24 protein-coding genes are annotated in these 25,793 nt (G+C 64.7%); 13 read left to right on the top strand and 11 right to left on the bottom strand.

The window, feature by feature from the left end; translation table 11 throughout:
• Positions 1 to 5: 5 nt before the first annotated feature.
• Positions 6 to 1,931: a ribonucleoside-diphosphate reductase subunit alpha gene (locus KM135_RS10985; RefSeq protein WP_221714090.1), complete on the bottom strand. Its 1,926-nt coding sequence runs from the start codon at positions 1,929 to 1,931 to the stop codon at positions 6 to 8.
• A gap of 399 nt (positions 1,932 to 2,330) precedes the next feature.
• Here KM135_RS10985 and KM135_RS10980 point away from each other — a divergent pair, with 399 nt between their 5' ends.
• Entirely contained in the window at positions 2,331 to 2,915 is a 585-nt protein-coding gene (locus KM135_RS10980) for a hypothetical protein (RefSeq protein ID WP_221714047.1), read from the top strand.
• Between the two features lie 90 nt (positions 2,916 to 3,005).
• Complete coding sequence (locus KM135_RS10975) at positions 3,006 to 4,250, top strand: multidrug effflux MFS transporter (RefSeq protein WP_221714046.1); 1,245 nt, start codon at positions 3,006 to 3,008, stop codon at positions 4,248 to 4,250.
• A gap of 34 nt (positions 4,251 to 4,284) precedes the next feature.
• On the opposite strand, the gene KM135_RS10970 is transcribed toward KM135_RS10975, so the two are convergent.
• Positions 4,285 to 5,718 carry a methyl-accepting chemotaxis protein gene (locus KM135_RS10970; RefSeq protein WP_343228176.1) on the bottom strand — a complete coding sequence of 478 codons (1,434 nt, stop codon included), beginning with the start codon at positions 5,716 to 5,718 and terminating at the stop codon, positions 4,285 to 4,287.
• A 218-nt stretch (positions 5,719 to 5,936) separates the two neighbouring features.
• On the opposite strand from KM135_RS10970, the gene KM135_RS10965 reads away from it, so the two are divergent.
• Complete coding sequence (locus tag KM135_RS10965; RefSeq protein WP_221714045.1) at positions 5,937 to 6,863, top strand: SMP-30/gluconolactonase/LRE family protein; 927 nt, start codon at positions 5,937 to 5,939, stop codon at positions 6,861 to 6,863.
• 257 nt (positions 6,864 to 7,120) lie between these two features.
• Here KM135_RS10965 and KM135_RS10960 read toward each other — a convergent pair whose 3' ends face one another.
• Both KM135_RS10960 and KM135_RS10955 read right to left on the bottom strand, forming a co-directional pair.
• Complete coding sequence (locus KM135_RS10960; RefSeq protein WP_221714044.1) at positions 7,121 to 7,567, bottom strand: hypothetical protein; 447 nt, start codon at positions 7,565 to 7,567, stop codon at positions 7,121 to 7,123.
• 9 nt (positions 7,568 to 7,576) lie between these two features.
• A complete protein-coding gene (locus tag KM135_RS10955) occupies positions 7,577 to 8,500 on the bottom strand; it encodes an EamA family transporter (RefSeq protein ID WP_221714043.1) in 924 nt (307 codons plus the stop codon).
• Positions 8,501 to 8,765: 265 nt separating this feature from the next.
• Between KM135_RS10955 and KM135_RS10950 the strand changes: the two genes are divergently transcribed.
• On the top strand, positions 8,766 to 9,944 hold the full coding sequence (locus KM135_RS10950) for a serine hydrolase domain-containing protein (RefSeq protein WP_221714042.1): 1,179 nt from the start codon (positions 8,766 to 8,768) through the stop codon (positions 9,942 to 9,944).
• Here the strand turns inward: KM135_RS10950 and KM135_RS10945 are convergent.
• Both KM135_RS10945 and KM135_RS10940 read right to left on the bottom strand, forming a co-directional pair.
• On the bottom strand, positions 9,929 to 10,789 hold the full coding sequence (locus tag KM135_RS10945; protein ID WP_221714041.1) for a hypothetical protein: 861 nt from the start codon (positions 10,787 to 10,789) through the stop codon (positions 9,929 to 9,931). The genes KM135_RS10950 and KM135_RS10945 overlap by 16 nt on opposite strands.
• Positions 10,790 to 10,855: 66 nt before the next feature.
• Positions 10,856 to 12,379 carry a fumarate hydratase gene (locus KM135_RS10940; protein ID WP_221714040.1) on the bottom strand — a complete coding sequence of 508 codons (1,524 nt, stop codon included), beginning with the start codon at positions 12,377 to 12,379 and terminating at the stop codon, positions 10,856 to 10,858.
• Positions 12,380 to 12,556: 177 nt separating this feature from the next.
• Here KM135_RS10940 and KM135_RS10935 point away from each other — a divergent pair, with 177 nt between their 5' ends.
• Entirely contained in the window at positions 12,557 to 12,808 is a 252-nt protein-coding gene (locus KM135_RS10935; protein WP_221714039.1) for a GlsB/YeaQ/YmgE family stress response membrane protein, read from the top strand.
• Here the strand turns inward: KM135_RS10935 and KM135_RS10930 are convergent.
• The 4 genes from KM135_RS10930 to KM135_RS10915 form a co-directional block, all read right to left on the bottom strand.
• Entirely contained in the window at positions 12,800 to 13,654 is an 855-nt protein-coding gene (locus tag KM135_RS10930; protein WP_221714038.1) for an arylamine N-acetyltransferase family protein, read from the bottom strand. The two genes, KM135_RS10935 and KM135_RS10930, sit on opposite strands and share 9 nt — an antisense overlap.
• Positions 13,655 to 13,854: 200 nt before the next feature.
• On the bottom strand, positions 13,855 to 15,732 hold the full coding sequence (locus KM135_RS10925; protein WP_221714037.1) for an ABC-F family ATP-binding cassette domain-containing protein: 1,878 nt from the start codon (positions 15,730 to 15,732) through the stop codon (positions 13,855 to 13,857).
• Positions 15,733 to 15,950: 218 nt separating this feature from the next.
• Positions 15,951 to 16,346 (bottom strand): VOC family protein, encoded by a 396-nt coding sequence (locus KM135_RS10920; protein ID WP_221714036.1) that lies wholly within the window; start codon positions 16,344 to 16,346, stop codon positions 15,951 to 15,953.
• 435 nt (positions 16,347 to 16,781) lie between these two features.
• Positions 16,782 to 17,351, bottom strand: a complete 570-nt coding sequence (locus KM135_RS10915) for a DUF3617 domain-containing protein (RefSeq protein WP_221714035.1) — start codon at positions 17,349 to 17,351, stop codon at positions 16,782 to 16,784.
• Between the two features lie 180 nt (positions 17,352 to 17,531).
• On the opposite strand from KM135_RS10915, the gene KM135_RS10910 reads away from it, so the two are divergent.
• The 5 genes from KM135_RS10910 to KM135_RS10890 all read left to right on the top strand — a co-directional run bounded on the left by KM135_RS10910 (position 17,532) and on the right by KM135_RS10890 (position 22,523).
• Entirely contained in the window at positions 17,532 to 18,404 is an 873-nt protein-coding gene (locus KM135_RS10910; RefSeq protein WP_221714034.1) for a hypothetical protein, read from the top strand.
• An 81-nt stretch (positions 18,405 to 18,485) separates the two neighbouring features.
• Positions 18,486 to 20,681, top strand: a complete 2,196-nt coding sequence (gene uvrB, locus KM135_RS10905; protein ID WP_221714033.1) for an excinuclease ABC subunit UvrB — start codon at positions 18,486 to 18,488, stop codon at positions 20,679 to 20,681.
• Between the two features lie 172 nt (positions 20,682 to 20,853).
• The gene (locus KM135_RS10900) at positions 20,854 to 21,141 is read left to right on the top strand and encodes a type II toxin-antitoxin system RelE/ParE family toxin (protein ID WP_221714032.1); all 288 of its coding nucleotides are present in this window, start codon (positions 20,854 to 20,856) and stop codon (positions 21,139 to 21,141) included.
• Positions 21,142 to 21,145: 4 nt separating this feature from the next.
• Positions 21,146 to 21,430: a HigA family addiction module antitoxin gene (locus KM135_RS10895; RefSeq protein ID WP_343228175.1), complete on the top strand. Its 285-nt coding sequence runs from the start codon at positions 21,146 to 21,148 to the stop codon at positions 21,428 to 21,430.
• Between the two features lie 49 nt (positions 21,431 to 21,479).
• Positions 21,480 to 22,523, top strand: a complete 1,044-nt coding sequence (locus KM135_RS10890; protein WP_221714030.1) for a hypothetical protein — start codon at positions 21,480 to 21,482, stop codon at positions 22,521 to 22,523.
• A gap of 12 nt (positions 22,524 to 22,535) precedes the next feature.
• On the opposite strand, the gene KM135_RS10885 is transcribed toward KM135_RS10890, so the two are convergent.
• The gene (locus tag KM135_RS10885; RefSeq protein WP_221714029.1) at positions 22,536 to 22,985 is read right to left on the bottom strand and encodes a nuclear transport factor 2 family protein; all 450 of its coding nucleotides are present in this window, start codon (positions 22,983 to 22,985) and stop codon (positions 22,536 to 22,538) included.
• Here KM135_RS10885 and KM135_RS10880 point away from each other — a divergent pair.
• The 3 genes from KM135_RS10880 (at position 22,984) to KM135_RS10870 (ending at position 25,779) form a co-directional block, all read left to right on the top strand.
• Positions 22,984 to 23,424, top strand: coding sequence for a flagellar basal body rod C-terminal domain-containing protein (locus KM135_RS10880; RefSeq protein ID WP_221714028.1), 441 nt, complete (start codon positions 22,984 to 22,986; stop codon positions 23,422 to 23,424). The two genes, KM135_RS10885 and KM135_RS10880, sit on opposite strands and share 2 nt — an antisense overlap.
• 72 nt (positions 23,425 to 23,496) lie before the next feature.
• Positions 23,497 to 24,270, top strand: a complete 774-nt coding sequence (locus KM135_RS10875; protein WP_246605943.1) for a class I SAM-dependent methyltransferase — start codon at positions 23,497 to 23,499, stop codon at positions 24,268 to 24,270.
• A gap of 330 nt (positions 24,271 to 24,600) precedes the next feature.
• Positions 24,601 to 25,779 (top strand): efflux RND transporter periplasmic adaptor subunit, encoded by a 1,179-nt coding sequence (locus KM135_RS10870; RefSeq protein ID WP_221714026.1) that lies wholly within the window; start codon positions 24,601 to 24,603, stop codon positions 25,777 to 25,779.
• Positions 25,780 to 25,793: the final 14 nt, after the last annotated feature.

The following is a 25,793-nucleotide window of genomic DNA, read 5'->3' as shown; positions in this document are numbered from 1 at the left end:
CCTGCCTATTGGCAGGCGAGGCACTCGTCATAATCAGTGTTGGGCAGCTCGATCTTCTTGAGTTCGGCGGTGTTGTCCGCTTCCACCCCGCCGGCGAAACCGGCGCGCTGGATCGACTTGGAGCGCAGATAATAAAGCGACTTAACGCCCAGCTCCCACGCGCGGTAGTGGAGCATGAGTAGATCCCACTTTTCCACGTCGGCCGGGATGAACAGATTCAGCGACTGGGCCTGATCGATATAGGGCGCGCGGTCGGCGGCCAGCTCGATCAGCCAGCGCTGGTCGATCTCGAAGCTGGTCTTGTAGGTGTCCTTCTCGTCCTGGCTCAGGAAATCGAGATGCTGGACGCTGCCTTCCTTCTCGAGGATCGAATTCCAGACATTGGTCGAGTCCTTGGACTTCGCCTGGAGGATCTTCTCGAGATAGGGGTTCTTCACGATGAAGCTGCCGGACAGCGTCTTGTGCGTGTAGATGTTGGCCGGGATCGGCTCGATGCACGCAGAGGTGCCGCCGCAGATGATCGAGATCGACGCGGTCGGCGCGATCGCCATCTTGCAGCTGAAGCGCTCCATCACGCCCTGATCGGCGGCGTCCGGGCAGGGGCCGCGCTCGACGGCGAGCTGCATCGAGGCCTCGTTGGCCTTGGCCGAGATGTGCTTGAAGATACGCAGGTTCCAGCTCTTGGCCATCGCGCTCTCGAAGGGGATGCCGCGCTGCTGGAGCAGCGAGTGGAAGCCCATGATGCCGAGGCCGACCGAACGCTCGCGCTCGGCGCTGTACTTGGCGCGGGCCATCTCTTCCGGCGCGCGGTCGATATAGTCCTGCAGGACGTTGTCGAGGAAGCGCATGACGTCCTCGATGAACATCTTCTCGTCCTTCCACTCTTCCCACGTCTCGACATTGAGCGAGGAGAGGCAGCAGACGGCGGTGCGGTCATTGCCGAGATGGTCGCGGCCGGTCGGCAGCGTGATCTCGGAGCAGAGGTTCGAGGTCGAGACCTTGAGGCCGAGCTCGCGATGATGCTTGGGCATCGTGCGGTTCACGGTATCGTTGAACACGATATAGGGCTCGCCGGTGGCGAGGCGGGTCTCGACCAGCTTCTGGAAGAGGCTGCGCGCATCGACCTTGCCGCGCTCGCTGCCATCCTTGGGCGAGCGCAGGGTGAACTCGGCGCCGTCACGCACGGCATGCATGAACTCGTCGGTCAGCAGCACGCCATGGTGGAGGTTCAGCGCCTTGCGGTTGAAGTCGCCGGATGGCTTGCGGATCTCGAGGAACTCCTCGATCTCCGGATGCGAGATGTCGAGATAGCAGGCGGCCGATCCGCGACGCAGCGAGCCCTGCGAAATGGCGAGGGTGAGCGAGTCCATCACGCGCACGAACGGAATGATGCCGCTGGTCTTGCCATTGAGGCCGACCGGCTCGCCGATGCCGCGCACGCTGCCCCAATAGGTGCCGATGCCGCCGCCGCGCGCGGCCAGCCAGACATTCTCGTTCCAGGTGTTGACGATGCCTTCCAGGCTGTCGTCCACGCTGTTGAGATAGCAGCTGATCGGCAGGCCGCGGCCGGTGCCGCCGTTGGAGAGAACTGGCGTCGCCGGCATGAACCAGAGGCGCGAGATATAATCGTAGAGCCGCTGGGCATGCGCCTGATCGTCGGCATAGGCTGCCGCAACGCGGGCGAACAAATCCTGATAGGATTCGCCGGGCAGCAGATAGCGGTCTTGCAGCGTCTCCTTGCCGAACTCGGTCAGGAGCGCGTCACGGGCAGGATCGGTCACGACGTCGAACCGGCGTGCATCGACGCTGTTCGAGGCGAGCGCCTTCTTCTTCGCGGGTTTCGCGCTCACCGGCGCGCTCTCCGTCGCAGCCTCGGTGGCCGGTGCCGCGTCCAATACTGATGCTTCCGCCTGCAAATCGCGAAACTCCATGCTCAAGACCCCCGAATGTTCTCTCTTCGTTCGATTCGGTCAACCCCGTTTGACGGGGACAAACCGGTCCTCGGCCGCGAAGCGCGTCGCAGCTTCAGGACACAAGTTGTTGCGTTGGCCCCCGTTCCGAACCACCATCGATAGTGCCACAACGGCACGGCGATGCAAGGGCGTTAACACGTTCGTAATGATTCGGTTCGTCGATGAAAAGACTCGGTTCATGGCGTGAATCCCATGTTGCAATGCAGCGACGCGCCGCAATTGCGATCTTTGCGTGAACGCAAGGGAGGAAACCGCGAACGAAAAATATTTTTCTGTGGACGGCCTGGGGATGACGCTGGCTTGCCTCCCGCTTGAGGCATATGGTTATTTTACAAGCGCACAACAAGGAGGCCGACCATGACCCAAAGCGCCATATTGATCGTCGCCGCGTTGCTCGTTGCGTTCATGGTCATCTGGGTCCTGCGCTCGCGCTCCGGAAAAGTCGGGCATCATGTCGATACGTCGGTCACGGCGGTCGGCGCGGTCAGCGAGACGGCGCGCAACGTCGTGGAGGAAGTCGCCGAGACCGTCGAGACGTCGATGGCGGCGGATGTCGCGGCAAGCGGCGCGAAGCCGGATGACGTGCCGGCGGTGATGAGCAATGCCGCAGCGATCATGGCCAGCGGCGGCGCGGCGGCAGGCGCGGTGACGCTCACCGACATCGGCGTGCCGGCGGCCGCTGGCGAACCGGACGATCTGCGCCAGATCAAGGGGCTCGGGCCGAAGCTCAACAGCACGCTGGCCGGGCTCGGCATCACCCGGTTCGATCAGATCGCCGCCTGGAATGCCGACGACGTCGCCAAGGTCGATGCGCATCTCGGCACGTTCAAGGGCCGCATCGTGCGCGACAACTGGATCGAGCAGGCCGGTTTCCTGGCCAGCGGCGACGTTGCCGGCTTCGAGGCGAAATTCGGGAAGCTCGACGGCCCAGCCAACAGCTGAGCGCAACCGGTGTCGAGATATGAGATGGCACGGGCATGAACGCGCAGCTTCGCGCGCGTTCGCTCCAATGCCGCCGCCTCTAGGGAGAGAATGATCCTGTCAGATTCCACTCAATCCGACGAGGCGACGGGCGGGACGTCGTCCGCCAGGGCGCTGCCCCTGCCGTTGCTCCTGCTGGTCGCCGCGCTAACCGCAATCCTCCCGTTGTCTATCGAGGGTATGTCGCCCGTACTGCCCGCGCTTGGCACATCGCTGGACGTGCCGCGCGCCGATGTCGCCGCGGCGATGAGCGCCTTCGTCATCGCTTTTGCCGCTGCGCAGCTGTTCTGCGGCATGCTCGCGGATACCGTCGGGAGAAGGCCGGTCATCTTTGGCGGGCTTGTGCTTTACATTGCGGCAAGCCTGATAGGCGCGAGCGCCAATGACTTCGTCCTTGTCGTGGTGGCGAGAGCCCTGCAGGGCGTGGGCTGTGCCGCTCTTGCTCTGTTGGCGCGCACGATCGTGCGGGACCTTCTCGATCGCACCGATGCGGCGCGCACGCTGGCGCTGGTCGGCGCCATTTACGGGCCGGTGCCGACGCTCGCGCCCTTGCTGAGCGGTGGACTGGTCATGCTGTTTGGCTGGCGTGCCTCGCTGCTGGCCATGGGGATGCTCTGCGCGATCGTCGGGCTTGCCAGCCTGCGCATCCTTCCCGAGACATTGCGCGCGGACAAAAGGCTGCCGCTGAACCCCGGCGACGTTTTGCGGTCGCTGGGCAGCATCGCGCGGTCGAAAGCGCTGCTCGCCTTCGTGTTCGGCAACGCCTTTGCCTATAGCGTCCTGTTCATGTTCTCGACCGGCGCGCCGCAAGTGATCGTCGGCCGGTTCGGCGAGACGGCAGGGCACTATGCGTTGATGCTAGCGCTTTCGACGCTGGGCTTCGTGTTCGGCAGCCTCGCATCGAACCGGATGATCCGGACGCATACGCTCGAGGCGACTTTGCGGATCGGCACGGTGATCCAGCTGGGCGCGGGCATCGCGATGGTGCTCGCGACCTGGGCGCTGCCGACCAGTTGGGCAGCGCTCGTGCTGCCCGAGATCGTCTACACCTTCGGCTGGGGCGTCGTGCAGCCGCAGATGCAGGCCGGCGCCTTGTCGCTTCATCCTCGCGCGATCGGTCAGGCTTCCGCGTTGCTCGGTTTCGGCCAGCTCGCCATTGCCGGAATCATCGTTGCCCTCTTCGCCCAAGTGACCACGGGATCGGCGCTGTCGCTGGCGCTCGGCATGATGTTCTGCGCGAGCATTGCCGTCCTTTGCGCCTGGGGCCTGGTCGGGCGCGTGCGCGATGATGGCTGACAGGCAGCCGCCCATCGAGGCGCGACGCTGACGTTCAACTCGCCTTGGCGAGTTCGGCCGGCGCCGCCTTGCTCGACTGATCCTCATATGCGAGCTGGATCACGCCCCAGTGGCGGCCGCGCACATGGATCGAGGCGATGACCTGCTTGAGCAGCATGACGCCGCCGGTGGTCGCGATCGGGCGGCGATAGGCCTTCAGGCAGAAGGGCTGGGTAAGCTTAACCTGATCGCGCGTGTCCTGGAAGTTGTAGATCTGGCCGGCGCGGGAATATTCGAGATTCCATTCGGTCTCGCCGGGGCGCTGCGGCAGCGAGCGCTCGGGCATGGCGACGGCGCCATAGGCATTGCGATCCGTACAGGTCATGCCGAAGAAGCCGGGGAGCGCGCGTGCCTTCTCCTGCCAGGGGCGGGCGGCGGCGGTGATGAAGGGCTGGGCCGGATGCGTGAACAGCGGCGGCTCGCTGCCGGGCACGGGCGCATAGTCCTCGCTGAACATGGCATCGATGCCGATCTCGCCGGAGACGATGGCCCGGTCGAGATGCGCGACAATGCCCTCGACCGCCTCCAGACCGAAGCTGATATAGGGCGAGTCCGGAATGACGACGCCGCTCTCGGCGAGATACTGGAGCAGCATGTTGGTGTCGTCGCTGACCGTGGTCACGCGAGTGGAGAGGCGCTGGAGGCCGATGGCGTTGTCGATCGAGGTGTCGGCAAGCTCCGAGAGGCCCGAGCGGATATTGCCGATCGAGCCGAGCATGGAATGGACATTGCCCGAGACGGCCTCGCTATTGTCCGAGAGGCCGAGGATCAGCCCGCGCAGGCGCTCGACGAGTGCGCCGATCTCCCCCGAGGCGCGGTGCGCGTCATTCGCCTTCTCGGCGCCGCTGACGATGCGCGCCAGCATGGCCTCGGCCTCGCTGGTCAGCTCGCGGATCGATCCTTCGATCTGCTTTGTGGCCAAGGCAGTTTCCTGAGCGAGCTTCTTCACTTCGCTCGCGACCACCGCGAAGCCGCGGCCGGCGTCGCCCGCGCGCGCCGCTTCGATCGCGGCATTGAGCGCAAGCAGATTGGTCTGGCTGGCGATGGCGCTGATCATCTGGCTGGTATGGCCGACGCTGGCGAGCGCCTCGTTGAAGCCGTCCAGCCCGCGATGGATACGGCTGACCTGATCGATCAGCTCGGAGACATTGTGCGAGGCGGAGGCAAGCTGCTGGCTCGACGTGTCGACCACCGAGCGGGCGGTCTCAGCCTGGGCGCGGGCGACATCGACCTTCTGCCCGACCTGATCGCTGGAAGCGGCAAGGCCGATGGCGGCCTCCTCAAGCGTCTCCAGCATCGCGGCCTGATCGGTCACGCGATCGGCCAGCTCGGCAATATCAGCCTGGAGATCGAGCGTGCGGATGCCGAGGTCGCCGACGGTTCCGGCGACGCGCACGATCGTTGATTCCAGCTTGGTCGTCTTCGGCACGTCTGTTTTTCCGTCAGGGCAATCTCGCCAATCCGGTTGGCTATCCGAAAGCGGTTAACAGGCTGTTGTCTGCGGGCTTGCATAAAGTGCAGTCCGCGCGTGGTTTTGCGCACGTTGCAAGCCGGCGCAAAAGCACAGATTTCCCTGATGGCGCTGGCCTTCGGATCACCACTCTGACATCGTGCGGGGCAACGCGCGAAGCCGATGGGGAGAGGCAGATGATCGAGCTGGAGCTGCTCGCGAGCGGGCTGGAATTTCCCGAAGGGCCGATCGCCTGCCCGGACGGCTCCGTGCTGCTGGTCGAGATCGCGCGCAAGACGCTGACCCGTGTGCGACCGGATGGGGCGATCGACATCGTCGCGCATCTCGGCGGCGGGCCCAATGGCGCTGCCATCGGCCCGGATGGCGCGGCCTATATCGTCAACAATGGCGGCGCGTTCGATTTTCCCGAGAACTGGCGGGAGGAAGGCAAGCTCGGCATCCCGACCGATTACAAGGGCGGCTATGTCCAGCGCGTCGATCTCGCGACCGGCGCGGTCACGACGCTGTACGATCAATGCGACGGCAAGCCGCTCAACGGGCCGAACGACATCGTCTTCGACCGGACGGGCGGCATGTGGTTCACCTGCTTCGGCTTGTCGGACGGCGAGAACCGGCGGATGGGCGGCATCTATTATGCGCGGCCGGACGGCTCGCAGATCACCCGCTGGCGCTCCGAACAGATCTCGCCCAACGGCATCGGCCTCTCGCCGGACGAGAAGACGCTCTACTGGGCCGATTCCATGCTCCAGCGGCTCTGGTCGCTGCCGATCGCGGCGCCGGGGCTGGTCTCGGCGGAGCTCGGCCATCAGGCCGGCGAGGTGATCGTGAACCTGCCGGGCATGCAGTGGTTCGACAGCCTCGCGGTCGAGGCGTCCGGCAAGGTCGCAGTGGCGACTTTGTTCAACGGCGGCATCACGATCATCGATCCGGCCGACGGCAGCACCGAGCATGTGCCGGTGCCTGATCCGATCACGACCAACATCTGCTTCGGTGGGCCGGACATGCGGACGGCGTGGATCACCGGATCGGCGACCGGTCAGCTCTTCAAGTGCCGCTGGCCGAGGCCGGGACTGAAGCTCAATTTTCAAGAGCTTGCGCGCTGACGAGTCGATGTGCGGCTTTGGCCTTCATGCGATGCTCTTCGCGGCCAAAGTGCAAGGGAATGTTCGCGAGCTGCGCAGATCGGGCAGTCAGGCTTCCGTCTGAACTCACGCTTTTCCGCGGTTTTGCGACGGAACTTCCCTAACTTCACACGTATCGCGCATGGTGCGTGCAGAAAGACCAAGCCGAGGATGAACTCAACCGGTTGATTTTCCTTGAGATTGACGAGGTCAAAGAGCCGTTGGGTGGAGGATGCCGTTCATTCTTCATGCCATGATGCGGATGAAGTAGGACAGGCGGAAGATGCGGTGCCTGGTCTGCCCGCCGGGCGAAGGGCGGCGAGCCAAGGCATGAGGCCGAAGAGCGCCTGGCCAGCGAGGCCGATCCAGCCCGGCGTGCGCAGGAGGTCGCCGGCCCATGTCGCGAGGCTCTGGCCGGCGAGAGTGATGGCGAGCAAGGCTTCGGCGCCGATCAGCAGGGCGAAGGCCAACGCGCCGGTGCCGAGTGCCCAGAGGGGCGTGCGCACCTTTGGGACGGTGACGAGGCGCCGCGCGATGAGCCAGCTTGCGCCGAGCATGATCGGCAATTCGATCAGCACCGCCCCGGTCGCGCCGATCGCCGGCGCGAGCCAGAGCGTGCGGACCGTGCCCAGCACGAAGCCGAGCGCGAAGATCAGGCCGAAATAGCGGAAGGCGGCGGCGATCATGGTGCCAGTCTAGCGCGCCGCGCCGATCAGCGCGAGCAGGACGCCGCTCACGACCAGCAGTAGCCCCGTCACTTCGCTCGTCTTGAGCGGTTCGCGCAGATAATAATGGGCGAGACTGAGGGTGAAGACGATCTCGATCTGTCCGACGATGCGCACCAGCGCGATCGGCGCGGTGGCGAAGCCGGTGAACCAGAAGGCCGAGCCGAGCGACGAGAGCAGGCCGGCTTGCCCGGAGACGCGCCAGGTGGTGAACACGGCGCGCATTTGAGCCGGTTCGCGCCAGGCGAGGAAGGCGCCCTGGATCGCCGTCTGCATGGCGACGGTGATGGCGAGGACGGTGAGCGCCGCCGAGATCGGATCGGGCGTCACCGCTTCCTGCGTGGCGCGGCGGATGCCGACGGCGGTGAGCGCGAAGAAGAAGCCGGAGGCGAGGCCATAACGCGCGGAGCGTGCGCCGAGCGCGCGGATGAACTCGCCGGGACCCATGCGCTTGCCGCCGGTCGAGAGGATCATGATGCCCACCACCCCGGCCGCGACGCCGGCCCAGGCGAGCGGGTGCAATTGCTCGCTCATCAGCGCCCAGGAGAGGATCGCGCCCTGCGCCGCCTCGGTCTTGGCATAGGCGGTGCCGACGACGAAATTGCGCTCGCCGAAGGTCATGAGCAGCAGATTGGTGGCGATGATCTGGCAGAGGCCCGCGCCGGCGCAGAAGAGCAGGCCGAGCGTGCCGATCGACGGGATGGCGCCGGGCTGGATGACCAGATGGTAAAGCGCGAGGAAGGCGAGCGCGAAGGGGAGGCCGTAGAGATAGCGCACCAGCCCTGCGGCATTGACGGACAACGACTGACCGACTTTACGCTGCACGGCCGTGCGCCACGCCTGCAGGCCGCCCGCGATCAGGCTGGCCGGGAGCCAGATGGACGAGGTGATCATGTGCGCCTTCCCCGCGCCGGAGCCGGCGCTTTGGTTATCCCTAGGGGGGACGGGCGGATTGGGACAGGTGGAAATAGGGGAACGGTCATTAGCCCCTCCTCTTCAGAGGAGGGGGTGGGGTGGTGTTGGACAGTCCGACTGGCGCTGCGCGAGCGATGCTGGCGCATCGCCACCACCCCCTGACCCCCCTCTGAAGAGGAGGGGCGTCTCTAAGTGCCCTGCGCAGCGCTTGCCTTGCTCCAGCGGAAAGCCCAGTCTCGGCGCAATGAAACGTCTCTTCCTGTCGGTCCTGCTCCTCTGCACACCCGCACTCGCGCAGCCCGACACGGCCGCCAGCGCCTGGGCGCGGTTCGAGCGGAGCGGGGTGACGGGCGCAGGCGCCGCGGGCCTCGCGGACCAGGTGAGCGGGCGGGGCGTCACTGCGGATGATCCGGTGCGTATCGCCTCCATCTCCAAGCTGGCCGTGGCTCTTGGCGTGATGCGCTTGGTCGAGGCGGGCAAGCTCGATCTCGACCGGGATGTGTCGCTCTATCTCGGCTGGCGGCTGCGCCATCCGGCCTTTCCAGACCAGCCGATCAGCCTGCGCATGCTGCTCTCGCACACGGCGGGCGTGCGCGACGGGATCGACTATGCCTTGCCGCTCGATGCCGCGCTGGAAGCCGAGATGCGGCGGCCGGAAGCGTGGGATGCGACGCATGGGCCGGGCGCGCGCACCTTCACCTACAGTAATCTCAATTTCCCGATCGTGGCCGCCGTCATGGAAGCGACGACGGGCCAGCGCTTCGATACGATCATGCAGGCGAGGGTGTTCGCGCCGCTCAAGATCGACGCCTGTTTCAACTGGACGACGTGCAGCGACGGGGCGGTTTCGCGGGCGGTCGTGCTCTACAATCCGGATGGGACCGTGGCGCGGGACGATCTGCGCGGGGTGAGGCCAGCCTGCGGGGCGATCCCGGCGCGCGATGGCAGCTGCGATGTCGCGACCTACAAGCTCGGGCGGCAGGGCGCCTTCTTCTCGCCGCAGGGCGGGATGCGGATCTCGGCGAAGGGGCTGGCGCGGATCGGGCAGGCGCTGGCGGGGCAAGTGCCGGGTTTTCTGTCGCGCGCGAGCCTTGCCGAAATGGCGCGGCCGCACTGGCGCTATGACGGGCGCAATGGCGACAGCGCGGGCGGCTATCATTGCGCTTATGGGCTGGCGGTGATGATCCTCGCGGCACCGGGTCGTCCGGCGGCGTGCCGCGACGATCCCTTCGGCGATGGCGTCATGCGCATCGGCCATTCCGGCGAGGCTTATGGATTGCGCTCGGGGCTGTGGGTCGATCCCAGGTCGGGGAGGGGCGTGGCCTTCTACGTGACCGGCCTCGATGCCGATCCGCCCAAGGGCAAGTCGGCCTTCACGGCTGCGGAGGAAGCGAAGATCAGCGAGGCTCAGCGGCGGAACTGATCCGCGCGCAGCTTCCGGCAGATGAGGATGAGTACCGCGGCGCCGACCGCGCAGACCGCGCCGCCGACCGCGAGGCTCAGCGGCAGGATCACCTCGTCCGGGCTCATCCCGTCCCGGTTGAGCGCGAAGCCGGCTGCCATGGCGACCAGCGAGACGAGCAGCCAGCCATAGGCGAAGCGCAACCGTGCGCCGTAAAGGTCCGGATTGACAACGATCTCGCGGGCATCGGCCTTGCGATAATGCTCCAGCACCCGCACGCCCTCCGCCCGGGCGAGCGTCGCGATGGGGATGCGCAGCGCCTGGCCGGTGCGGGTCATGTGATAGCTGTTCGAGCTGGCCACGAGGTTCGTCAGCACCATGTCGAACTGGATGGCGAGCGGATTGCCCGGGACGATCTGCACGCCGGAGAAGCGCGAGCTGCCCGTGGTCATCAGCGCGAACACCCGGCCATCGACGATCACATGATCGTCGAGGAAGATGACCTCCAGGCCATCGGCGGGCGATGTCCGCGGTAGCTTGAGGCCATTTCGCCGCCGCGCGCGCAGATCCCCGTCAACGGCGCGGAAGGCGTCGAGCTCGCCCGGCATCACGCGCCAGCGCGCAATCTCGCCCTCGCCGGTCCGCGCCCGGCGAAGCACGCGCGTCGATTTCCAGGAGCCGAAGGCGAGGCCGCCCGCCAGCGGGCCGACGAGCAGGCCGATCAGCATGCGGACGCCTGCGCTCCCGGTCTCCTGCCCGAACCGGTTCATGTCCACCACGGCGGTCCCGACCGATACGACGCAGCCGAGCGCGACGATCAGCCAGAACAGCATTGCAAGTCCGGGCGGCAGGGCGGGTAAACGCATGAAAAGGCGCTCCTTGGACGGCCCTGAAAGGTTAGCCCAATTGCCGCCCCGCCGGAAGCCGTGCCGTCACGCCTTCTCGAGCAGCCCTTCCTTGGCGATCTTGTCCTTCCAGACCAGCGGGGCGAGCTGGTGGACATTCCGGCCCTCACTGTCGACGGCGACGGTGACGGGGAAGTCCTGCACCTCGAACTCGTAGATCGCTTCCATGCCGAGGTCCGCGAAGCCGACGACCTTGCTGCCCTTGATCGCGCGGGCGACGAGATAGGCAGCGCCGCCGACGGCCATGAGATAGGCGCTCTTGCTGTCCTTGATCGCCTCGGTCGCGGCCGGGCCGCGCTCGGCCTTGCCGACGCAGGCGAGCAGGCCCTGATCGAGCATCATGCGCATGAACTTGTCCATACGGGTCGCGGTGGTGGGGCCGGCGGGGCCGACGACTTCCTCGCCGACCGGATCGACCGGGCCGACATAATAGATGACGCGGCCCTTGAACTCGACGGGCAGCTCCTCGCCCCTGGCCAGCATGTCCTGGATGCGCTTGTGCGCGGCGTCGCGGCCGGTGAGCATCTTGCCGTTCAAGAGGATGCGGTCGCCCTGCTTCCAGCTTTGCACCTGCTCGGCGGTCAGCGTGTCGAGATCGACGCGGATGGCCGCCTTGTCCGGCGTCCAGTTGACGTCCGGCCATTCGTCGAGCCTGGGCGCTTCGAGATAGGCGGGGCCGGAGCCGTCCAGCGTGAAATGGGCGTGGCGCGTGGCGGCGCAATTGGGGATCATCGCGACCGGCTTGGACGCGGCATGGCAAGGCGCGTCCATGATCTTGACGTCGAGGATCGTCGCGAGGCCGCCCAGGCCCTGCGCGCCGACGCCGAGGGCGTTGACGCGATCGAAGATTTCGATGCGCATCGCTTCGAGGTCGTTCTGCGGGCCGCGCTCCTTGAGCACGCTCATGTCGATCTGTTCCATGAGCGCCTTCTTGGCGAGCAGCACGGCATGCTCCGCCGTGCCCCCGACGCCGATGCCGAGCATGCCGGGCGGGCACCAGCCGGCGCCCATTTGCGGGATCATCTCGACCACCCAGTCGACGATATTGTCGCTGGGGTTCATCATCTTGAACTTGGACTTGTTCTCGCTGCCGCCACCCTTCGCCGCGACGTCGACATGGACATGATGGCCCGGCACCATCTCGACATGGAGGACGCTGGGCGTGTTGTCCCTGGTATTGCGGCGGGTGAAGGCGGGATCGGCGAGGACCGAGGCGCGCAGCTTGTTCTCCGGGTGGAGATAGGCGCGGCGCACGCCCTCATCGACGACTTCCTGCAGCGACTTCGACGTGTCGTCGAGGCGGCAGTCCATGCCCCATTTCACGAACACGTTGACGATGCCGGTATCCTGGCAGATCGGCCTGTGCCCCTCGGCGCACATGCGGCTGTTGGTGAGGATCTGTGCGATCGCGTCCTTGGCCGCCGGGCCTTGCTCCGCCGCATAGGCGTCGCCCAGCGCGCGGATATAATCCATCGGATGATAGTAGCTGATGAACTGGAGCGCGTCGGCGACGCTCTCGATCAGATCGGCGGTCTTGATGGTGACGGTCATGCTTATGGCACCCCCGGGCGGATTGGCGGAAAATGGCGAGATCGGCCGCGCTATACGCCTTTGGCCCGTGCTGGCAAGATCGGCGCCGGTAGTTCCGCTTGACCGGCTGCCGTCTTATCAAGATAATACACATGCGCGGCGTCAGGCCGTGGTCTTGCACCGGAGGAGAACGGGATCATGGGTCAGATCGTCAGCACCATCGTCGTCGGGTTGATCGTCGGCATATTGGCGCGCTTCTTCTATCCCGGCGCCGTGCCGATGGGCATCATCGCGAGCATCCTGCTCGGCGTCTGCGGATCGCTGGTCGGCGGCTTCATCCCGCGCCTGTTCGCCAAGGGGCGGGCAATCCGCCCGTTCGAGCCCGCCGGCCTGATCGGATCGGTGCTGGGCGCGATCCTCATCATCTTCGTGGTCCGCGCGCTAAGCTGAGAACAGCGGCAGCGAGGCGGCTTCCTTCTCGCTGATCGTGAGGCCGAAGGTCCCGCCGAGCAGCGCGCGATAATCGGCGGCGCTGGCGATCTCGCGCGTTTCGTTCGTGCCGTCGCGCGTGAAGCTCAGGCTGCGCTCCACCAGTGAGGCGAATCCGCCGGCCAGCGGACGGCTGACGATGTGCAGTGTCGTGAAGCGCGTCTCGGGCCGGGTCGAGGTCCAGTGATTGCACTGCTCCAGGTCGACCTGATCGACGGTCAGAAGATCGAAGCCATATTGCGGCTGCCAGTCGCCATGCGGCGCGGCGCGGCCATCGGTGGCCGCAACAGGCCCGGCGCGCTCCAGCAGCCACTCGCCTGACAGATCGCCGGGCAGGCCAACGCGGCGCAGGCGATGCGCGGCGCCATCGTCGGTTTGCGCGATCGCGCCGTCCTGAAGCGGGAGCGGGGGCACATTGCTGCCGCCGAAGCCCGCGTCGGCGATCCAGCGCGCGCCCTCCAGCTCGACCAGCAGCAGCACATGGGTGCGCGGTGGCACGGCGTCGGCGGGCATGCCGAGGCGAACGCGGGCAAGGAGCGGGCGATTGGGAATGCCGAGCGTGGTCAGCATGTCCGAGTAGAGCCGGTTCTGCTCGAAGCAGTAGCCGCCGCGCCGGCGCGTCACGAGCTTGTCGAACACCGAGGCGCTGTCGATGCGGATCGGGCGGCCGAGGCGCACGTCGAGATTCTCGAAGGCGATGGCCTGGCGATGCGCCGTCTGGAGGCGGTCCAGCCCGGCGAGCGTGGCGGGCGGTGCGGTGTCGAGGCGCAGGCGGTCGAGATAGGCGGCGATATGATCGGGGGTCATGATGGGGTGGGCTGTGGCATGATCGGGGGTTGCGCTCAACGGGTCTTACTCAAGATCCTCTGCAAGCTCGCTTGGGGAGGGGGACCGCCGGCGAAGCCGGTGGTGGAGGGGCATCAACGTCGCGCCATTTCCCCTCCACCACCCTGCGGGTGGTCCCCCTCCCCATCTCCGATGGGGAGGAATTTGAGAGGGCGCAATCCTCAAGCGGCGTCGAGGCTGTCCAGCGCTTCACTGGCCTGCATCCATGTCAGCTCGGCGTTTTCGATCGCGGTCTCGACCCTGGCGCGGCGCTGCATCAGTTCGGTCATCGTGCGGCCCTGTTCCTGCGGGCCGGCCTTGGAAGGATCGAACATGGCGAGATCGATGCGGGAGCGCTCGGCATTGAGATCGGCGAGCTGTTTCTCGGCTTTCTTCACGTCAGCCTGCAAGGTCTTGTAGCGCTCGCGCATCTCGGCGGCGGCGCGGCGATCAGCCTTGCGGTCGCCCTTGCCGCCTGCCTCGGCGCGCTTCGCCTCGGCGCCGCGGCCGAGCACGAAATCGGTATAGTCCTCGACGCTGCCGTCATACGGCAGGGCGCGGCCGCTATCGACCAGCACCAGCCGGTCGGCGACCAGCTCGATCATGTGCCGGTCGTGGCTGACGATGACCACGGCGCCCGAATAGCTGTTCAGCGCCTGCACCAGCGCCTCGCGGCTGTCGACGTCGAGATGGTTGGTCGGCTCGTCGAGGATGAGCAGATGCGGCGCGTCTCGCGTGATGAGCGCGAGGGCGAGGCGGGCGCGTTCGCCGCCGGAGAGCGAGCCGACCTTCTGCGTCGCCCGCTCGCCCGAAAAGCCGAAGCGGCCGAGCTGGGCGCGGACGGCGGCGGGGGTGGCGCCCTTCATCTGGCGCGTCATGTGCTCGAGCGGCGTATCGCCCACGTCCAGCTCTTCCACCTGATACTGGGTGAAGTAGCCGACATTCATCTTGCCGGACGCATGCATCGCGCCTTCCATAGCTGGCAATTGCGCGGCGAGCAGGCGGGCGAGGGTGGTCTTGCCGTTGCCGTTCTTGCCGAGCAGGGCGATGCGATCATCGGGATCGATGCGCAGATTGAGCCGCTGCAGGATCGGCGTCTCGTCATAGCCGACCGCCGCCATGTCCAGCGTGATGAGCGGCGGGCGCAGTGCCTGCGGGTTGGGGAAGCCGAAGGAGAGGCTGGGATCTTCCAGCGCGGCCGCGATCGGCTGCATCTTCGCCAGTGCTTTCGCACGGGATTGCGCCTGCTTGGCGGTGCTGGCGCGCGCGCTGTTGCGCGCGACATAGTCCTGGAGCTTGGCACGCTCGGCCGCCTGCTTCTCGCGCGCGGCGGCAAGCTGGGCCAGCCGCTCGGCGCGCTGGCGCTCGAACGCATCATAGCCACCCGGATAGAGCGTCACCTTGCCCTGTTCGAGATGCAGGATGTGATCGACGACATTGTTGAGGAGATCGCGCTCGTGGCTGATGACGAGGACGGTGGCGCGATACTCCTTGAGGAAATTCTCCAGCCAGAGCGTCGCTTCGAGATCGAGATGGTTCGAGGGCTCGTCGAGCAGCAGCAGGTCCGGCTCGGAAAAGAGCAGAGCGCCGAGCGCGACGCGCATCTTCCAGCCGCCGGAGTAGCTGTCCAGCGGGCGCTGCTGCATCTCCTCGTCGAAGCCCAGGCCGACGAGGATGCGGCCGGCGCGGGCCGGAGCGCTATAGGCATCGATGGCGAGCAGGCGCTCGTGGATGTCGCCGAGACGGTGCGGGTCCTCGGTAGTCTCGCTCTCGACGAGCAGGGCGGCACGCTCGGTGTCCGCCGCCAGCACGGTGTCGAAGGGCGTGGCGGTGCCGCTCGGCGCTTCCTGCGCGATATAGCCCATGCGGGTGCCGCGCGGCATATCGATGCTGCCGCCATCCGGGTCGATCTGGCCGATGATCGCCTTCATGAGGGTCGACTTGCCGGCGCCGTTGCGGCCGATGAGGCCGACGCGCGAACGCGGCGGCAGGGCAGCGCCCGCCTTGTCGAGGATCGTGCGGCCGCCGAGGCGCACGGTGACGTCGTTGATCGAAAGCATGGCGCGCCGTTAGCACAGGCTGGCGAAGGGGCAAGCGGGAAGCACTTGGACCGCTTTAGCCCCCTCCTCTTCAGAGGAGGGGTTGGGGTGGTGTCGGGCGGTGCCGGATTATCGCCATGCGAGCGATGCTGCGCATCGCCACCACCCCCTTGCCCCTCCTCTGAAGAGGAGGGGAGATTGTCAGCTTCCGGATTGCTGGTCGCACCTAACTGACCCCGTCAGTCTTCCTCGCCCGGCCCCACGCTGTAGAAGCAAAGCTTGTTGCCATCCAGGTCGCGGATATAGGCCGCATAGAAAGCCTGGCTGCCGTCCGCGCCGCGCACGCCGGGGGCGCCTTCGTCGCTGGCGCCCAGCTCCAGGCCCTTGGCGTGCAGAGTGCGCACCTTTTCGCGTGTGCGCTGGCCGATGGCGATCATCACGCCGTTGCCGGGCGTCGCCTCGCTGCCGTCGAAAGGCTTGGCGACGCCAAAGATCGGCTTGTTCCAGTTGACGCCCCAGGCGGCGAGTTGCGGCAATTCGAGGAGGCGCGCGATTCCAACACTCCCGAAGAGAGCGTCATAGAAGGCCATGGCCCTCTGCAAGTCATTGGTCCCCACCGTCGTGTAGCCGATCATGGATTCAGCTCCGGTCCGGTCGATACGAGCGCGACTCATCTTTCCCGAACAGGGGGTGACTTATATCGGTAATTCGCCCCGGCGAACAGGCTTCGCGGCGGGTGCCCGCCGGACCTTGTGTGTAATAGTCCCTATTTGGAACGATCGCGGTTGCTCCGATGCCGTAGGGGCAGACGCCCCGAATGACGCAAAACCAAGGCCTGGAGCGATTATTCGCCCGGCTCTCTCGCGCCAACAATTTATGCGTCGAAAGGCGGCCATGATGCCCGAAAATTACGCCAAAGGGTTGGCCGACAGCAATTTTTGTGCAGGACTTTCCGCGCCTTGCATGCCGGCAGCACCGATCGCCGCCCTTGGATCCTGCCAGTGCCATGATGCGGCCATGCCATGAAGCAGGGGTGACGGGACAGCCCGAACGGACTCGTCTCGCCGCGTTCAGAGTTCGTCCTGCGTCCCCTTGCAGGCGCCGACGCGCTTGGCGGCGATCGTCATCTTCATGCTCATCGCGTCCATCGGCGCATTGCCGCCCTCGACCTTGTTGGAGACGGTCATCCGGTAATTGTCGGCCGAATAGGTGCCATTCATCTCCATGTGCATCTTCGAGCCGCCGCGATCGCAGTTCATCACCGCCGCGACCTTGCCGCCCGCCATGGAGTAATGATCATATTTGCAGCTCTTGTCGGTCTCTTCCGCGGTGAAGAACGCTTTCTGCGACTTCACGTCCTCCTGCGTGACGCAGGAGATGAAGGTCTTCGGAGCGCCGGCCTGCGCTTGCGCCTTCATCTGCGCCTTGGCCTCGGCGGGCAGGTTCGGCATGTCCATCTCGTCGATCGTCATCTGCCCTTCCCAGCGGCCGGGCTGGACCATCACCTCGCTGCCGCCGGCCGCTTCGATTTTTTCCTGAACCTCGGCCGGCGTCGCATTGGTCGCAGTGACCTCCGGCGCCTTGTTGCACGCGGCGAGCGGGAGGAGGAGGGCGGCGGCGGTGATCTGGGGCAGGCGCATGGGGTGGTCCTCTCTTGCGGGGTCGGCGCGACGGTGCCCGTTTGGGTCTCTGGGCGGGATGCCGGGTTTGTTGGGGGAGGGCAAGGGGTTGTGGAATTACGTTCCCTAGCGGTCAAGTTCGGGATGGTCGCCGCATTGCGTTGGATTGCAAAGATGTCCTACCTCGAATAACAATATTACATGCCCCCTAAGCTCCCTGAATACGGTTCTAGTGGCCCCCCATTCGAGTTTTTGTCGAATGTAGGTCTCAAATATATTGGAGAACCGCAAAGTATAATCATCAGAGGATTTGCAGTAGGGCCATCCAATCTGACTTTCAGAGAGGTGTTTGAACTAGCTGCGGCTCAGTCCGAATTTTCCAATGATAGTGACGATTCTGATGAAGAGGATCATTACGAATTTTCCGAACCTTTTCGAAAGGAAGATTTTAAGCCGTATAATCCGAATTACGTATATAAATACTTATCGTTACAGGACTGGAATAAATTCGTTTCTAAGGGGAGTTTTAGGCTAGGATCTTTGACTGATTTTCGGGAAAATGAAGCGGATGCCCCATCAGCTGATAAATTTGAAGGATGTGCGGTCGCTTTTGTGGACGTAGCTGACAAGAAAATAGTGGTATTCGCGATATCCGGATTTGACACATACATATTTTCAACATCAAGAGATTTAACAGAACAGAATTATATGAGAGAGAAATTTGGACCGGTAGTACTTAGAATAAAATTGAAACCATTTCTCAAGCGGCTTTCCAAGCATTTTTCTCACAGTCCAGTCGTTCATCGGGTGCTGTACCGAGATATGAAGTTGATTCACGAGCAAGTCAGCGTGTTTGACGTCTCTGAGCCGCCTCATGCAACCATTGGTGTTGGCCATAATTTTGCTCGAATGACTCGCCGGGTCGTTCGCAATGCCAGCCTCTATGCCAAACCTGTGGCCTTCTCTCGAGAACGCGAGATCAGGATAGCCTTTTCGCTATCAGAAGATGTGCCCGAGCCGTTTCGAATTGTTGTCGACCCTGAATTGTTGAAACACGTGCGTCGTCTCCGATGACGCCTTGAGTTTCTGGCTCCGATCCCTCTTTGTTCTCACTCCCCCATTGCCCCCTGACCCCATCGTCGCCATATTCGCGGGATGGCGATCCAGATCCGCACGAACCTCGCAGAGCCTGAAACCGATGCCGGTTTCGTTCCCCATCGTCCGGCGCGGCCGGAGAAGGCGGAGGGGGGGCGGGCGTTCAAGCTCGTGAGCGATTATGAACCGGCGGGAGATCAGCCGACGGCGATCGCGGAACTGGTCGAGAGTGCGCTGGCGGGCGAGAAGGATCAGGTACTGCTCGGCGTCACCGGATCGGGCAAGACCTTCACCATGGCGAAGGTGATCGAGGCGGTGCAGCGGCCGGCGCTGATCCTGGCGCCGAACAAGATCCTCGCGGCGCAGCTCTATGGCGAGTTCAAGAGCTTCTTCCCGGAGAATGCGGTCGAATATTTCGTCAGCTATTACGATTATTATCAGCCCGAGGCCTATGTGCCGCGCAGCGACACGTACATCGAGAAAGAGTCGAGCGTGAACGAGGCGATCGACCGGATGCGCCATTCGGCGACGCGGTCATTGCTGGAGCGGGACGATGTGATCATCGTTGCGTCGGTGTCGTGCCTGTATGGCATCGGCTCGGTCGAGACCTATTCGGCGATGACCTTCTCGATGAAGAAGGGGCAGACGGTCGACAGCCGCGAGATCATCCGCAAGCTGGTGGCGCTGCAGTACAAGCGCAACGACGCGGCCTTCGCGCGCGGCAACTTCCGAGTGCGCGGGGACAATCTGGAGATTTTCCCCTCGCATTATGAGGATAATGCCTGGCGGATCAGCTTCTTCGGCGACGAGATCGAGGAGATTGTCGAGTTTGATCCGCTGACCGGCAAGAAGGCGGCATCGCTGGACTATGTGAAGGTCTTCCCGAACTCGCACCATGTGACGCCGGGGCCGACGCTCAAGCAGGCGATGGAAGCGATCAAGCATGAGCTGAGCGAGCGGTTGAAGGAGCTGACCGAGGCGGGCCGGCTGCTGGAAGCGCAAAGGCTGGAGCAGCGCACCAATTTCGATCTGGAGATGATCGCGGCGACCGGGGCCTGCGCGGGCATCGAGAATTATTCGCGCTTCCTGACCGGCCGCCTGCCGGGTGAGCCTCCGCCGACCTTGTTCGAATATCTGCCGGACAATGCGCTCCTCTTCGTTGACGAGAGCCACCAGACCGTGCCGCAGATCGGCGCGATGGCGCGGGGCGATCATCGCCGCAAGGTGACGCTGGCCGAATATGGCTTCCGCCTGCCGAGCTGCATCGACAATCGGCCGCTGCGCTTCAACGAGTGGGACGCGATGCGCCCGCAGACGGTCAGCGTCTCGGCGACGCCGGGCGGCTGGGAAATGGAGCGGACCGGCGGCACTTTCTCCGAGCAGGTGATCCGCCCGACCGGCCTCATCGACCCGCCGGTGGAGATCAAGCCGGTCGAGGATCAGGTCGACGATCTCATCAACGAGGCGCGGATCACGGCGGCGAAGGGCTATCGCACGTTGGTGACGACGCTCACCAAGCGCATGGCCGAGGATCTGACCGAGTTCATGCACGAGGCGGGCCTCAAGGTGCGCTACATGCATAGCGACGTGGAGACGCTGGAGCGCATCGAGCTGATCCGCGATCTGCGGCTCGGCGTCTATGATGTGCTGGTCGGCATCAACCTGCTGCGCGAAGGGCTCGATATTCCGGAATGCGGGCTGGTCGGCATTCTCGATGCGGACAAGGAAGGCTTTCTGCGCTCGGAGACGTCGCTGATCCAGACCATCGGCCGCGCGGCGCGCAATGTGGACGGGCGCGTGATCCTCTATGCGGATCGCATCACCGGCAGCATGGAGCGCGCGCTCAACGAGACCGCCCGACGCCGCGAGAAGCAGGAAGCCTATAATCGCGACCACGGCATCACGCCGACCACGATCAAGCGCAACATCGGCGACATCATCGCGCATGTCTCCAACAAGGACAGCGTGCTGGTCGAGACCGGGCTGGACGATGCGCCGCACCTCGTGGGCCATAATCTGCGCGCCTATATCGAGGACCTGGAAAAGAAGATGCGTGCGGCGGCGGCGGACCTGGAGTTCGAGGAAGCCGGGCGGCTTAGGGACGAAATTCGCAAGCTGGAAGCTGAGGAACTGGGACTGCCGAGCGATCAGCAGGTGACGGCCAGCGCCGGGCGCTATCAGGGCCGCGCTACCGAGGGCAAGCCGGGGACGCGCAAGGGGCGGTTCGGCAAGACGACGCGGAAGTTTGGGCGATGATCTTGGAGATCAGCGCCGATCCGAACAGGGTCTTTTGAGATTTTTCTGCTGCTTACGCGCGTCGCCGTCATCCATATCCATTTTGGTTTCGATTTTTATTTGATCCGTTTTGGCGGTTGCTATTTCGCATAGTCGACCGGCTTGATTTCGCGCTCGTGAGGGAAACGCCTTTGTGATCTGCTCCTTCGCTGATCCCGAAACCGAAAAAGTCTGGGTCGGTCAACGCAGCCGCAAGCTGCCGCCGGACATTCAGCAGACGGCGCGGCGGAAGCTCCGGCAGATCAATCGCACGACCAATCTCTTCGATCTGCGCGTCCCGTCCGGAAACAGGTTCGAGCAGTTGAAAGGTTTTACGCCTTTACGATATAGTCTTCGCATCAACGGCCAGTGGCGGATCACGTTCAATTGGTCTGACGGAGGCGCGGACAATGTTCGGATCGAGGATTATCATCGAGGATGACGACTTGCTGGACAATGTCCACCCGGGGTCGATCCTGCGTGAGGATTTTCTGATCGGCAGCGAAATTCCGGTCGATGAGGTGGTGGTTGGAGCGGGCATCGAGCGTGGCCGCCTTGATGCCATTCTGGCGGAAGAGGCGCATGTAGATGCCAATGTTGATTTGCGACTGGCGCGCTACTTTGGGATGAGTGAGGGCTTTTTTCTTGGCCTTCAGATCGATTATGATCTTGAGGAAGAGCGCCGTGCCCATGGCGAGGAGCTGTCGAAGATAGCGCGTCGCGTGGCTTGATCGTGTCTCGAAGCTTGCGAGAGACAGCAGATATTGCGGTCGTTTGCAGGTGATGCGACCCCTCGCACTGTTGCTGGTCGCGCTGTCCGTCCCCTCTTTCGCCTGCTCAATGCCTGAGGGCTATCGCGCCCCCACCAATCTCGAACTCGTCCAGAAGGCCGAACTCATCGTGCTGGCGCGGGTGGTCGATGGGCCGGACGATCCGTTCGGGCCGCGCGCCTTCGTTTCGCTGGAGCCGGTGAGGGTCTTGAAGGGCAAGCTGCCGGGCGATCCGTTGCGGCTGACCGGGAGTCTCAAGTGGAACGAGCATGTGGTCGAGCCGATGCCGACGCCGCTGGCACTGTCCCATGTCTCGACGGGGATCGGCGCCTGTGTGAGGGTCTTTTATCCCAAAGGCGGGCTGATCGTCGCGATGTTCCAGCGCACCGAGGTGACCGAGAAGCATGCACATCCCTATTCGATGACGCCGATGTTCGAGGCCTTTGCGCGCACGGCCGAGGATGTGGAGAACGCGGACGGGGTCTGGGTGAAGGCGGTCGAGGCCTATGTCGCGCTGCTCGCGGGCACGGACGCGGCGCATCTGCGCGAGGCCGTGCTTGCGAAGCGTGCGGCGCTGCTGGCGCAGACCGACGATCTGGCCGCGCAGGCCATGGCAGACGACCTTGCCGACTATCTGGACCGCACCGGAAACGGTGCCGCGCCGGTGCGTCGGGATGGCCCGTCGTGGCGGATGTTCGACGTGTCGGAGGAAAGCGCGGCGTTGCTCGGCGATGGCAAGATCGAGGCGCGCATCCTGCGGTGCCGGGCGGGCGGTGGCGCGATCGAGCTTTACTGGCCGGAGAAGGAGGGCGTCGCGGCGGTCTTCCGTGCCGGTGGGCAGAGTTTCGCGCCTGCGCCGGCCAAGCTGACGCTTTCGCCGGAAATGAAGGCGGCGTCAGCCATCATGAAGCTGGACGCGCGGCTGCGCGATGCGCTGCTCACGGGCACGAGCGAGGCCGGTGTCGAGACGGGAAGTCGGACGCTCGCGGCGCGGCCGCGCGACATCCTGCAGAAATTTGCGCGCCGCTGCGAGGCGTTGCTGGGGGCGAAGTAGCGGCGCCGCCTGTCAGGGCGTCACGACCGTGGCCTGACGGGCGAGGAAGCGCCACTTGCCGTCTTCCCACAGGAAGACGTTCGTGAAGCGCCGGTTCAGCGTTTTCCCTGGATGCAGCCGGCCAAGCTGGCTCCCCGGTGCGGGCTTCACCGTCTCGCGGCCCATGACGATCCCGACTTGCCCCGTTATCGCCGAACCCTCGATGGTCCGCTCGAAACTTTCACTCGCCATGCCCCCGCGCGCGAACCGCGCGATGATCTGATCCTTGCGATCGACCTGATTGGCCGGCGTGTTGATGATGTAATTGGGGTGCATGAAGGCCTTCTGTGCCTCGACATCCTGGTCCACGATGATGCGCATCTGCTCGGCGTCCGCCTGGCGGAGCGTGGTTTCGGTCGGTCGCGCCGCAATCGGTGCGTGCGATAGTGCGGCAAGGGCTGCAACGGCGGTGAAGCTTCGCATGGCAGGATTCTCCCGGCTGTTCCTTGACCTGCGTGCGCTATTCTACCGCGCCGGGCACGCGGATTCCAGTCGCGCTCTGGTTAGAAACGTCACAACCATCTGCCTGCATTGCCGGTTAAGCGCTGCACGCTATCCGCAGCGCATGGACGCCATCGGTATTTCCGCCTCCGGCCTGCACGCCGCGAATATGCGCCTCACCGCGAGCGCATCGAACGTCGCCAACGTCGCGTCCGAGGGTTACGCGCCCGTCCGCGCCGTGCAGGGCGACCTTAAGGGCGGCGGAGTCGCGGCGCGCATTGAGATATCTGGCGCGCCGTCGGTTTCCCTCACGGACGAGATGGTCGGCATGCTGACCGCGAAGATCGCTTTTCAGGCCAATGCCAAAATGCTGGAATCGATCCACAATCTCGAGAGCGGTCTGGTCGCGAAGCTGGCCTGAACGCAGGCTTGATCCCTCCGCGCACGCGGCGCACTATGGCGCATCAGTGAGCGGAGGGCTGCGATGCGCGGAATGATGATCATGGCTGGCGCGAGCCTGGCCCTGCTTGCAGCGACGACGGCACCCGCGCAGCGCGGCGGTGGCGGGATGAGCGCCGCAACGATCGAGGCCGTCCTCAAGGAGCCGGGACGGCCGAGCGCCGCGCAAGGCCTGGACGCTGCGCGCAAGCCGGGGCAGGTGCTCGCCTTCCTCGGCCTGCGCCGCGGCATGGTTGCCGCCGATTTCATCACCGGCACCGGCTATTGGGCGGAAATTCTGTCGCGTGGCGTCGGCCCGGGCGGCAGCGTCGTCGCCTATCAACCCGAGCAGTTCTACAATGATCCGGCCGGCAAGTTCGCGCTCGATGCGTTGCAGGCCCGGAATCCCAATGTGACGCTGACCCGCTATCCGTTCGAGGCGCTGGCGCCGGGCGAGAAGCGCTTCGATTTCGCGATCATCAACGACAGCTATCACGATCTCTACTGGCAGTCCGACCGGTTCAGGATCCCGCGCGCCGATCCGGCGGTGTTCGTGAAGGCGCTGTTCGCGATGATGAAGCCGGGCGGCGTAGTCGGCGTCATCGATCATGCGGCCAATCCCGGTGGCGACACGCGGGAGATCGTCGACAAGCTGCATCGCATCGATCCGGCCACCGTGAAGGCGGATTTCGAGGCGGCGGGCTTCCGGCTGGCGGCGACGAGCGACATACTGGCGCAACCGGGGGACGATCACACGAAGCTGATCTTCGATCCGGTCGTGCGTGGAAAGACCGATCGTTTCCTGTTCAAGTTCGTCAAGCCGCGCTGAGCGCGGCCCCGGTTCGCGCCGCAGGCCTATGCGAGATCCGCGAAAGGCGTTGACAGTGAGTAGACAAAGTCTACAAGCGCTGTCGCCGGTCGTCGCATAACCGTCCGAAATCGATCGAAAACGCAGCCATGTTGGTCTATGGCTTCATGCCTCGTTCATCCTGCGTGGGTGAACTGACGAGGCGGACCTTTGGCGCGTGCGACCGGCTCGGTGGCTTTCGGGAATGCTGCGGCTGCGAAAATTCTGCGAATCCGGCTTGCTCGAAGTGATTTATTTGGCTAATACAGCGCGAACGACGAAGGACGCTTTCGCGTCGAGGCGGCGAAACCCATGAACTACGAAACAAACGTGAAATACGACACCATGCTGGCCGATCAGGCACTCGACGAGGAAACGCGGCGCAAGCGGCGCAGGCTGCTGCTGATCGTCGGCGCGATCGTGCTGCTCGCGGTCATCGCGATGGTGGCCTACCGCATGACGGGCGGCGGCGCCGCGACCGAGGCGGAAGGTGAACAGGTTCCTCTGGTGACCGTTGCGACGCCCGGTCAGGAAGCCGTGACGCGCCTCGCCAATGCGACCGGATCGCTCGCCGCGCGGGTCGATATGCCGGTTGGCGTTGTCGGCGAGGGCGGCCGCGTGCTCGCGGTTCACGTCCAGCCCGGTGACTGGGTCGGCAAGGGCCAGATCCTCGCGACGATCGAGCGTTCCCTGCAGTCCCAGCAGATCGCGCAGCTTGCCGCGCAGGTCGATGTCAATCGCGCCGATGCGCGGCTTGCCCAGAACAATCTCGATCGCGCTCGTGCGCTGGTCGCGGACGGTTTCGTCTCGAAGGCGGACATCGACCAGAAGACCGCGACGCGCGATGCCGCCGTCGCCCGTGTCAACGTCGCGATCGCGCAGCTCAACCAGATGCGCGCCCAGGTCGGCCGTCTCGACATTCGCGCGCCGGAGGGCGGTCTCGTCCTCACCCGTGCGGTCGAGCCCGGCCAGATTGTGAGCGGTGGGGCCACCTCCCTGTTCCGGATCGCCAAGGGCGGCGAGATGGAAATGCGTGCCATGTTGTCCGAGAGTGAGCTTGCGCAGCTCCGGGTCGGCACTGCTGCGAAGGTGACCCCGGTCGGCCTCACGCAGAGCTTCGAGGGCACTGTCTGGCAGATCTCGCCGGTCATCGATCAGACGAACCGTCAGGGCTTCGCGAAGATCGCGCTGCCCGCCAATCAGGCGCTGCGTCCGGGCGGTTTCGCCAGTGCGCAGATCGCGATGGATCAGGTGTCTGCTTCCGTGTTGCCGGAATCGGCCGTGCAGAGCGACAATCAGGGCGCTTATGTCTATGTCGTCGGCAAGGACAACAAGATCGAGCGCCGCAACGTGACGACCGGTGCGGTCACGGCTGGTGGCCTCGCGATCACTAAGGGTCTGAACGGCAAGGAGCGGGTCGTCCTGTTCGCAGGCGGCTTCCTCAATCCGGGTGAGACGGTGAAGCCCAAGCTGCAGAGCAGCGGTAGCTAAGGAACGGGTCGCAC

This window comes from Sphingobium xanthum (assembly GCF_019737615.1).
Classification (GTDB): domain Bacteria; phylum Pseudomonadota; class Alphaproteobacteria; order Sphingomonadales; family Sphingomonadaceae; genus Sphingobium; species Sphingobium xanthum.
The sequence above is the reverse complement of the archived record's forward strand: the minus strand, read 5'-3'. Positions and strand labels throughout refer to the sequence as shown.

What these genes read in the sequence shown, in the direction of transcription:
- KM135_RS10930 (WP_221714038.1), bottom strand. Translation starts at nt 13,654, where the DNA reads ATGACCCCCGATCATATCGCCGCCTATCTCGACCGCCTGCGCCTCGAC.
- KM135_RS10960 (WP_221714044.1), bottom strand. Translation starts at nt 7,567, where the DNA reads ATGATCGCCGCCGCCTTCCGCTATTTCGGCCTGATCTTCGCGCTCGGC.
- uvrB (WP_221714033.1), top strand. Translation starts at nt 18,486, where the DNA reads ATGGCGATCCAGATCCGCACGAACCTCGCAGAGCCTGAAACCGATGCC.
- KM135_RS10940 (WP_221714040.1), bottom strand. Translation starts at nt 12,379, where the DNA reads ATGACCGTCACCATCAAGACCGCCGATCTGATCGAGAGCGTCGCCGAC.
- KM135_RS10950 (WP_221714042.1), top strand. Translation starts at nt 8,766, where the DNA reads ATGAAACGTCTCTTCCTGTCGGTCCTGCTCCTCTGCACACCCGCACTC.
- KM135_RS10870 (WP_221714026.1), top strand. Translation starts at nt 24,601, where the DNA reads ATGAACTACGAAACAAACGTGAAATACGACACCATGCTGGCCGATCAG.
- KM135_RS10935 (WP_221714039.1), top strand. Translation starts at nt 12,557, where the DNA reads ATGGGTCAGATCGTCAGCACCATCGTCGTCGGGTTGATCGTCGGCATA.
- KM135_RS10955 (WP_221714043.1), bottom strand. Translation starts at nt 8,500, where the DNA reads ATGATCACCTCGTCCATCTGGCTCCCGGCCAGCCTGATCGCGGGCGGC.
- KM135_RS10965 (WP_221714045.1), top strand. Translation starts at nt 5,937, where the DNA reads ATGATCGAGCTGGAGCTGCTCGCGAGCGGGCTGGAATTTCCCGAAGGG.
- KM135_RS10975 (WP_221714046.1), top strand. Translation starts at nt 3,006, where the DNA reads ATGATCCTGTCAGATTCCACTCAATCCGACGAGGCGACGGGCGGGACG.
- KM135_RS10945 (WP_221714041.1), bottom strand. Translation starts at nt 10,789, where the DNA reads ATGCGTTTACCCGCCCTGCCGCCCGGACTTGCAATGCTGTTCTGGCTG.
- KM135_RS10915 (WP_221714035.1), bottom strand. Translation starts at nt 17,351, where the DNA reads ATGCGCCTGCCCCAGATCACCGCCGCCGCCCTCCTCCTCCCGCTCGCC.
- KM135_RS10910 (WP_221714034.1), top strand. Translation starts at nt 17,532, where the DNA reads ATGCCCCCTAAGCTCCCTGAATACGGTTCTAGTGGCCCCCCATTCGAG.
- KM135_RS10920 (WP_221714036.1), bottom strand. Translation starts at nt 16,346, where the DNA reads ATGATCGGCTACACGACGGTGGGGACCAATGACTTGCAGAGGGCCATG.
- KM135_RS10885 (WP_221714029.1), bottom strand. Translation starts at nt 22,985, where the DNA reads ATGCGAAGCTTCACCGCCGTTGCAGCCCTTGCCGCACTATCGCACGCA.
- KM135_RS10880 (WP_221714028.1), top strand. Translation starts at nt 22,984, where the DNA reads ATGGCAGGATTCTCCCGGCTGTTCCTTGACCTGCGTGCGCTATTCTAC.
- KM135_RS10925 (WP_221714037.1), bottom strand. Translation starts at nt 15,732, where the DNA reads ATGCTTTCGATCAACGACGTCACCGTGCGCCTCGGCGGCCGCACGATC.
- KM135_RS10980 (WP_221714047.1), top strand. Translation starts at nt 2,331, where the DNA reads ATGACCCAAAGCGCCATATTGATCGTCGCCGCGTTGCTCGTTGCGTTC.
- KM135_RS10985 (WP_221714090.1), bottom strand. Translation starts at nt 1,931, where the DNA reads ATGGAGTTTCGCGATTTGCAGGCGGAAGCATCAGTATTGGACGCGGCA.
- KM135_RS10875 (WP_246605943.1), top strand. Translation starts at nt 23,497, where the DNA reads ATGATGATCATGGCTGGCGCGAGCCTGGCCCTGCTTGCAGCGACGACG.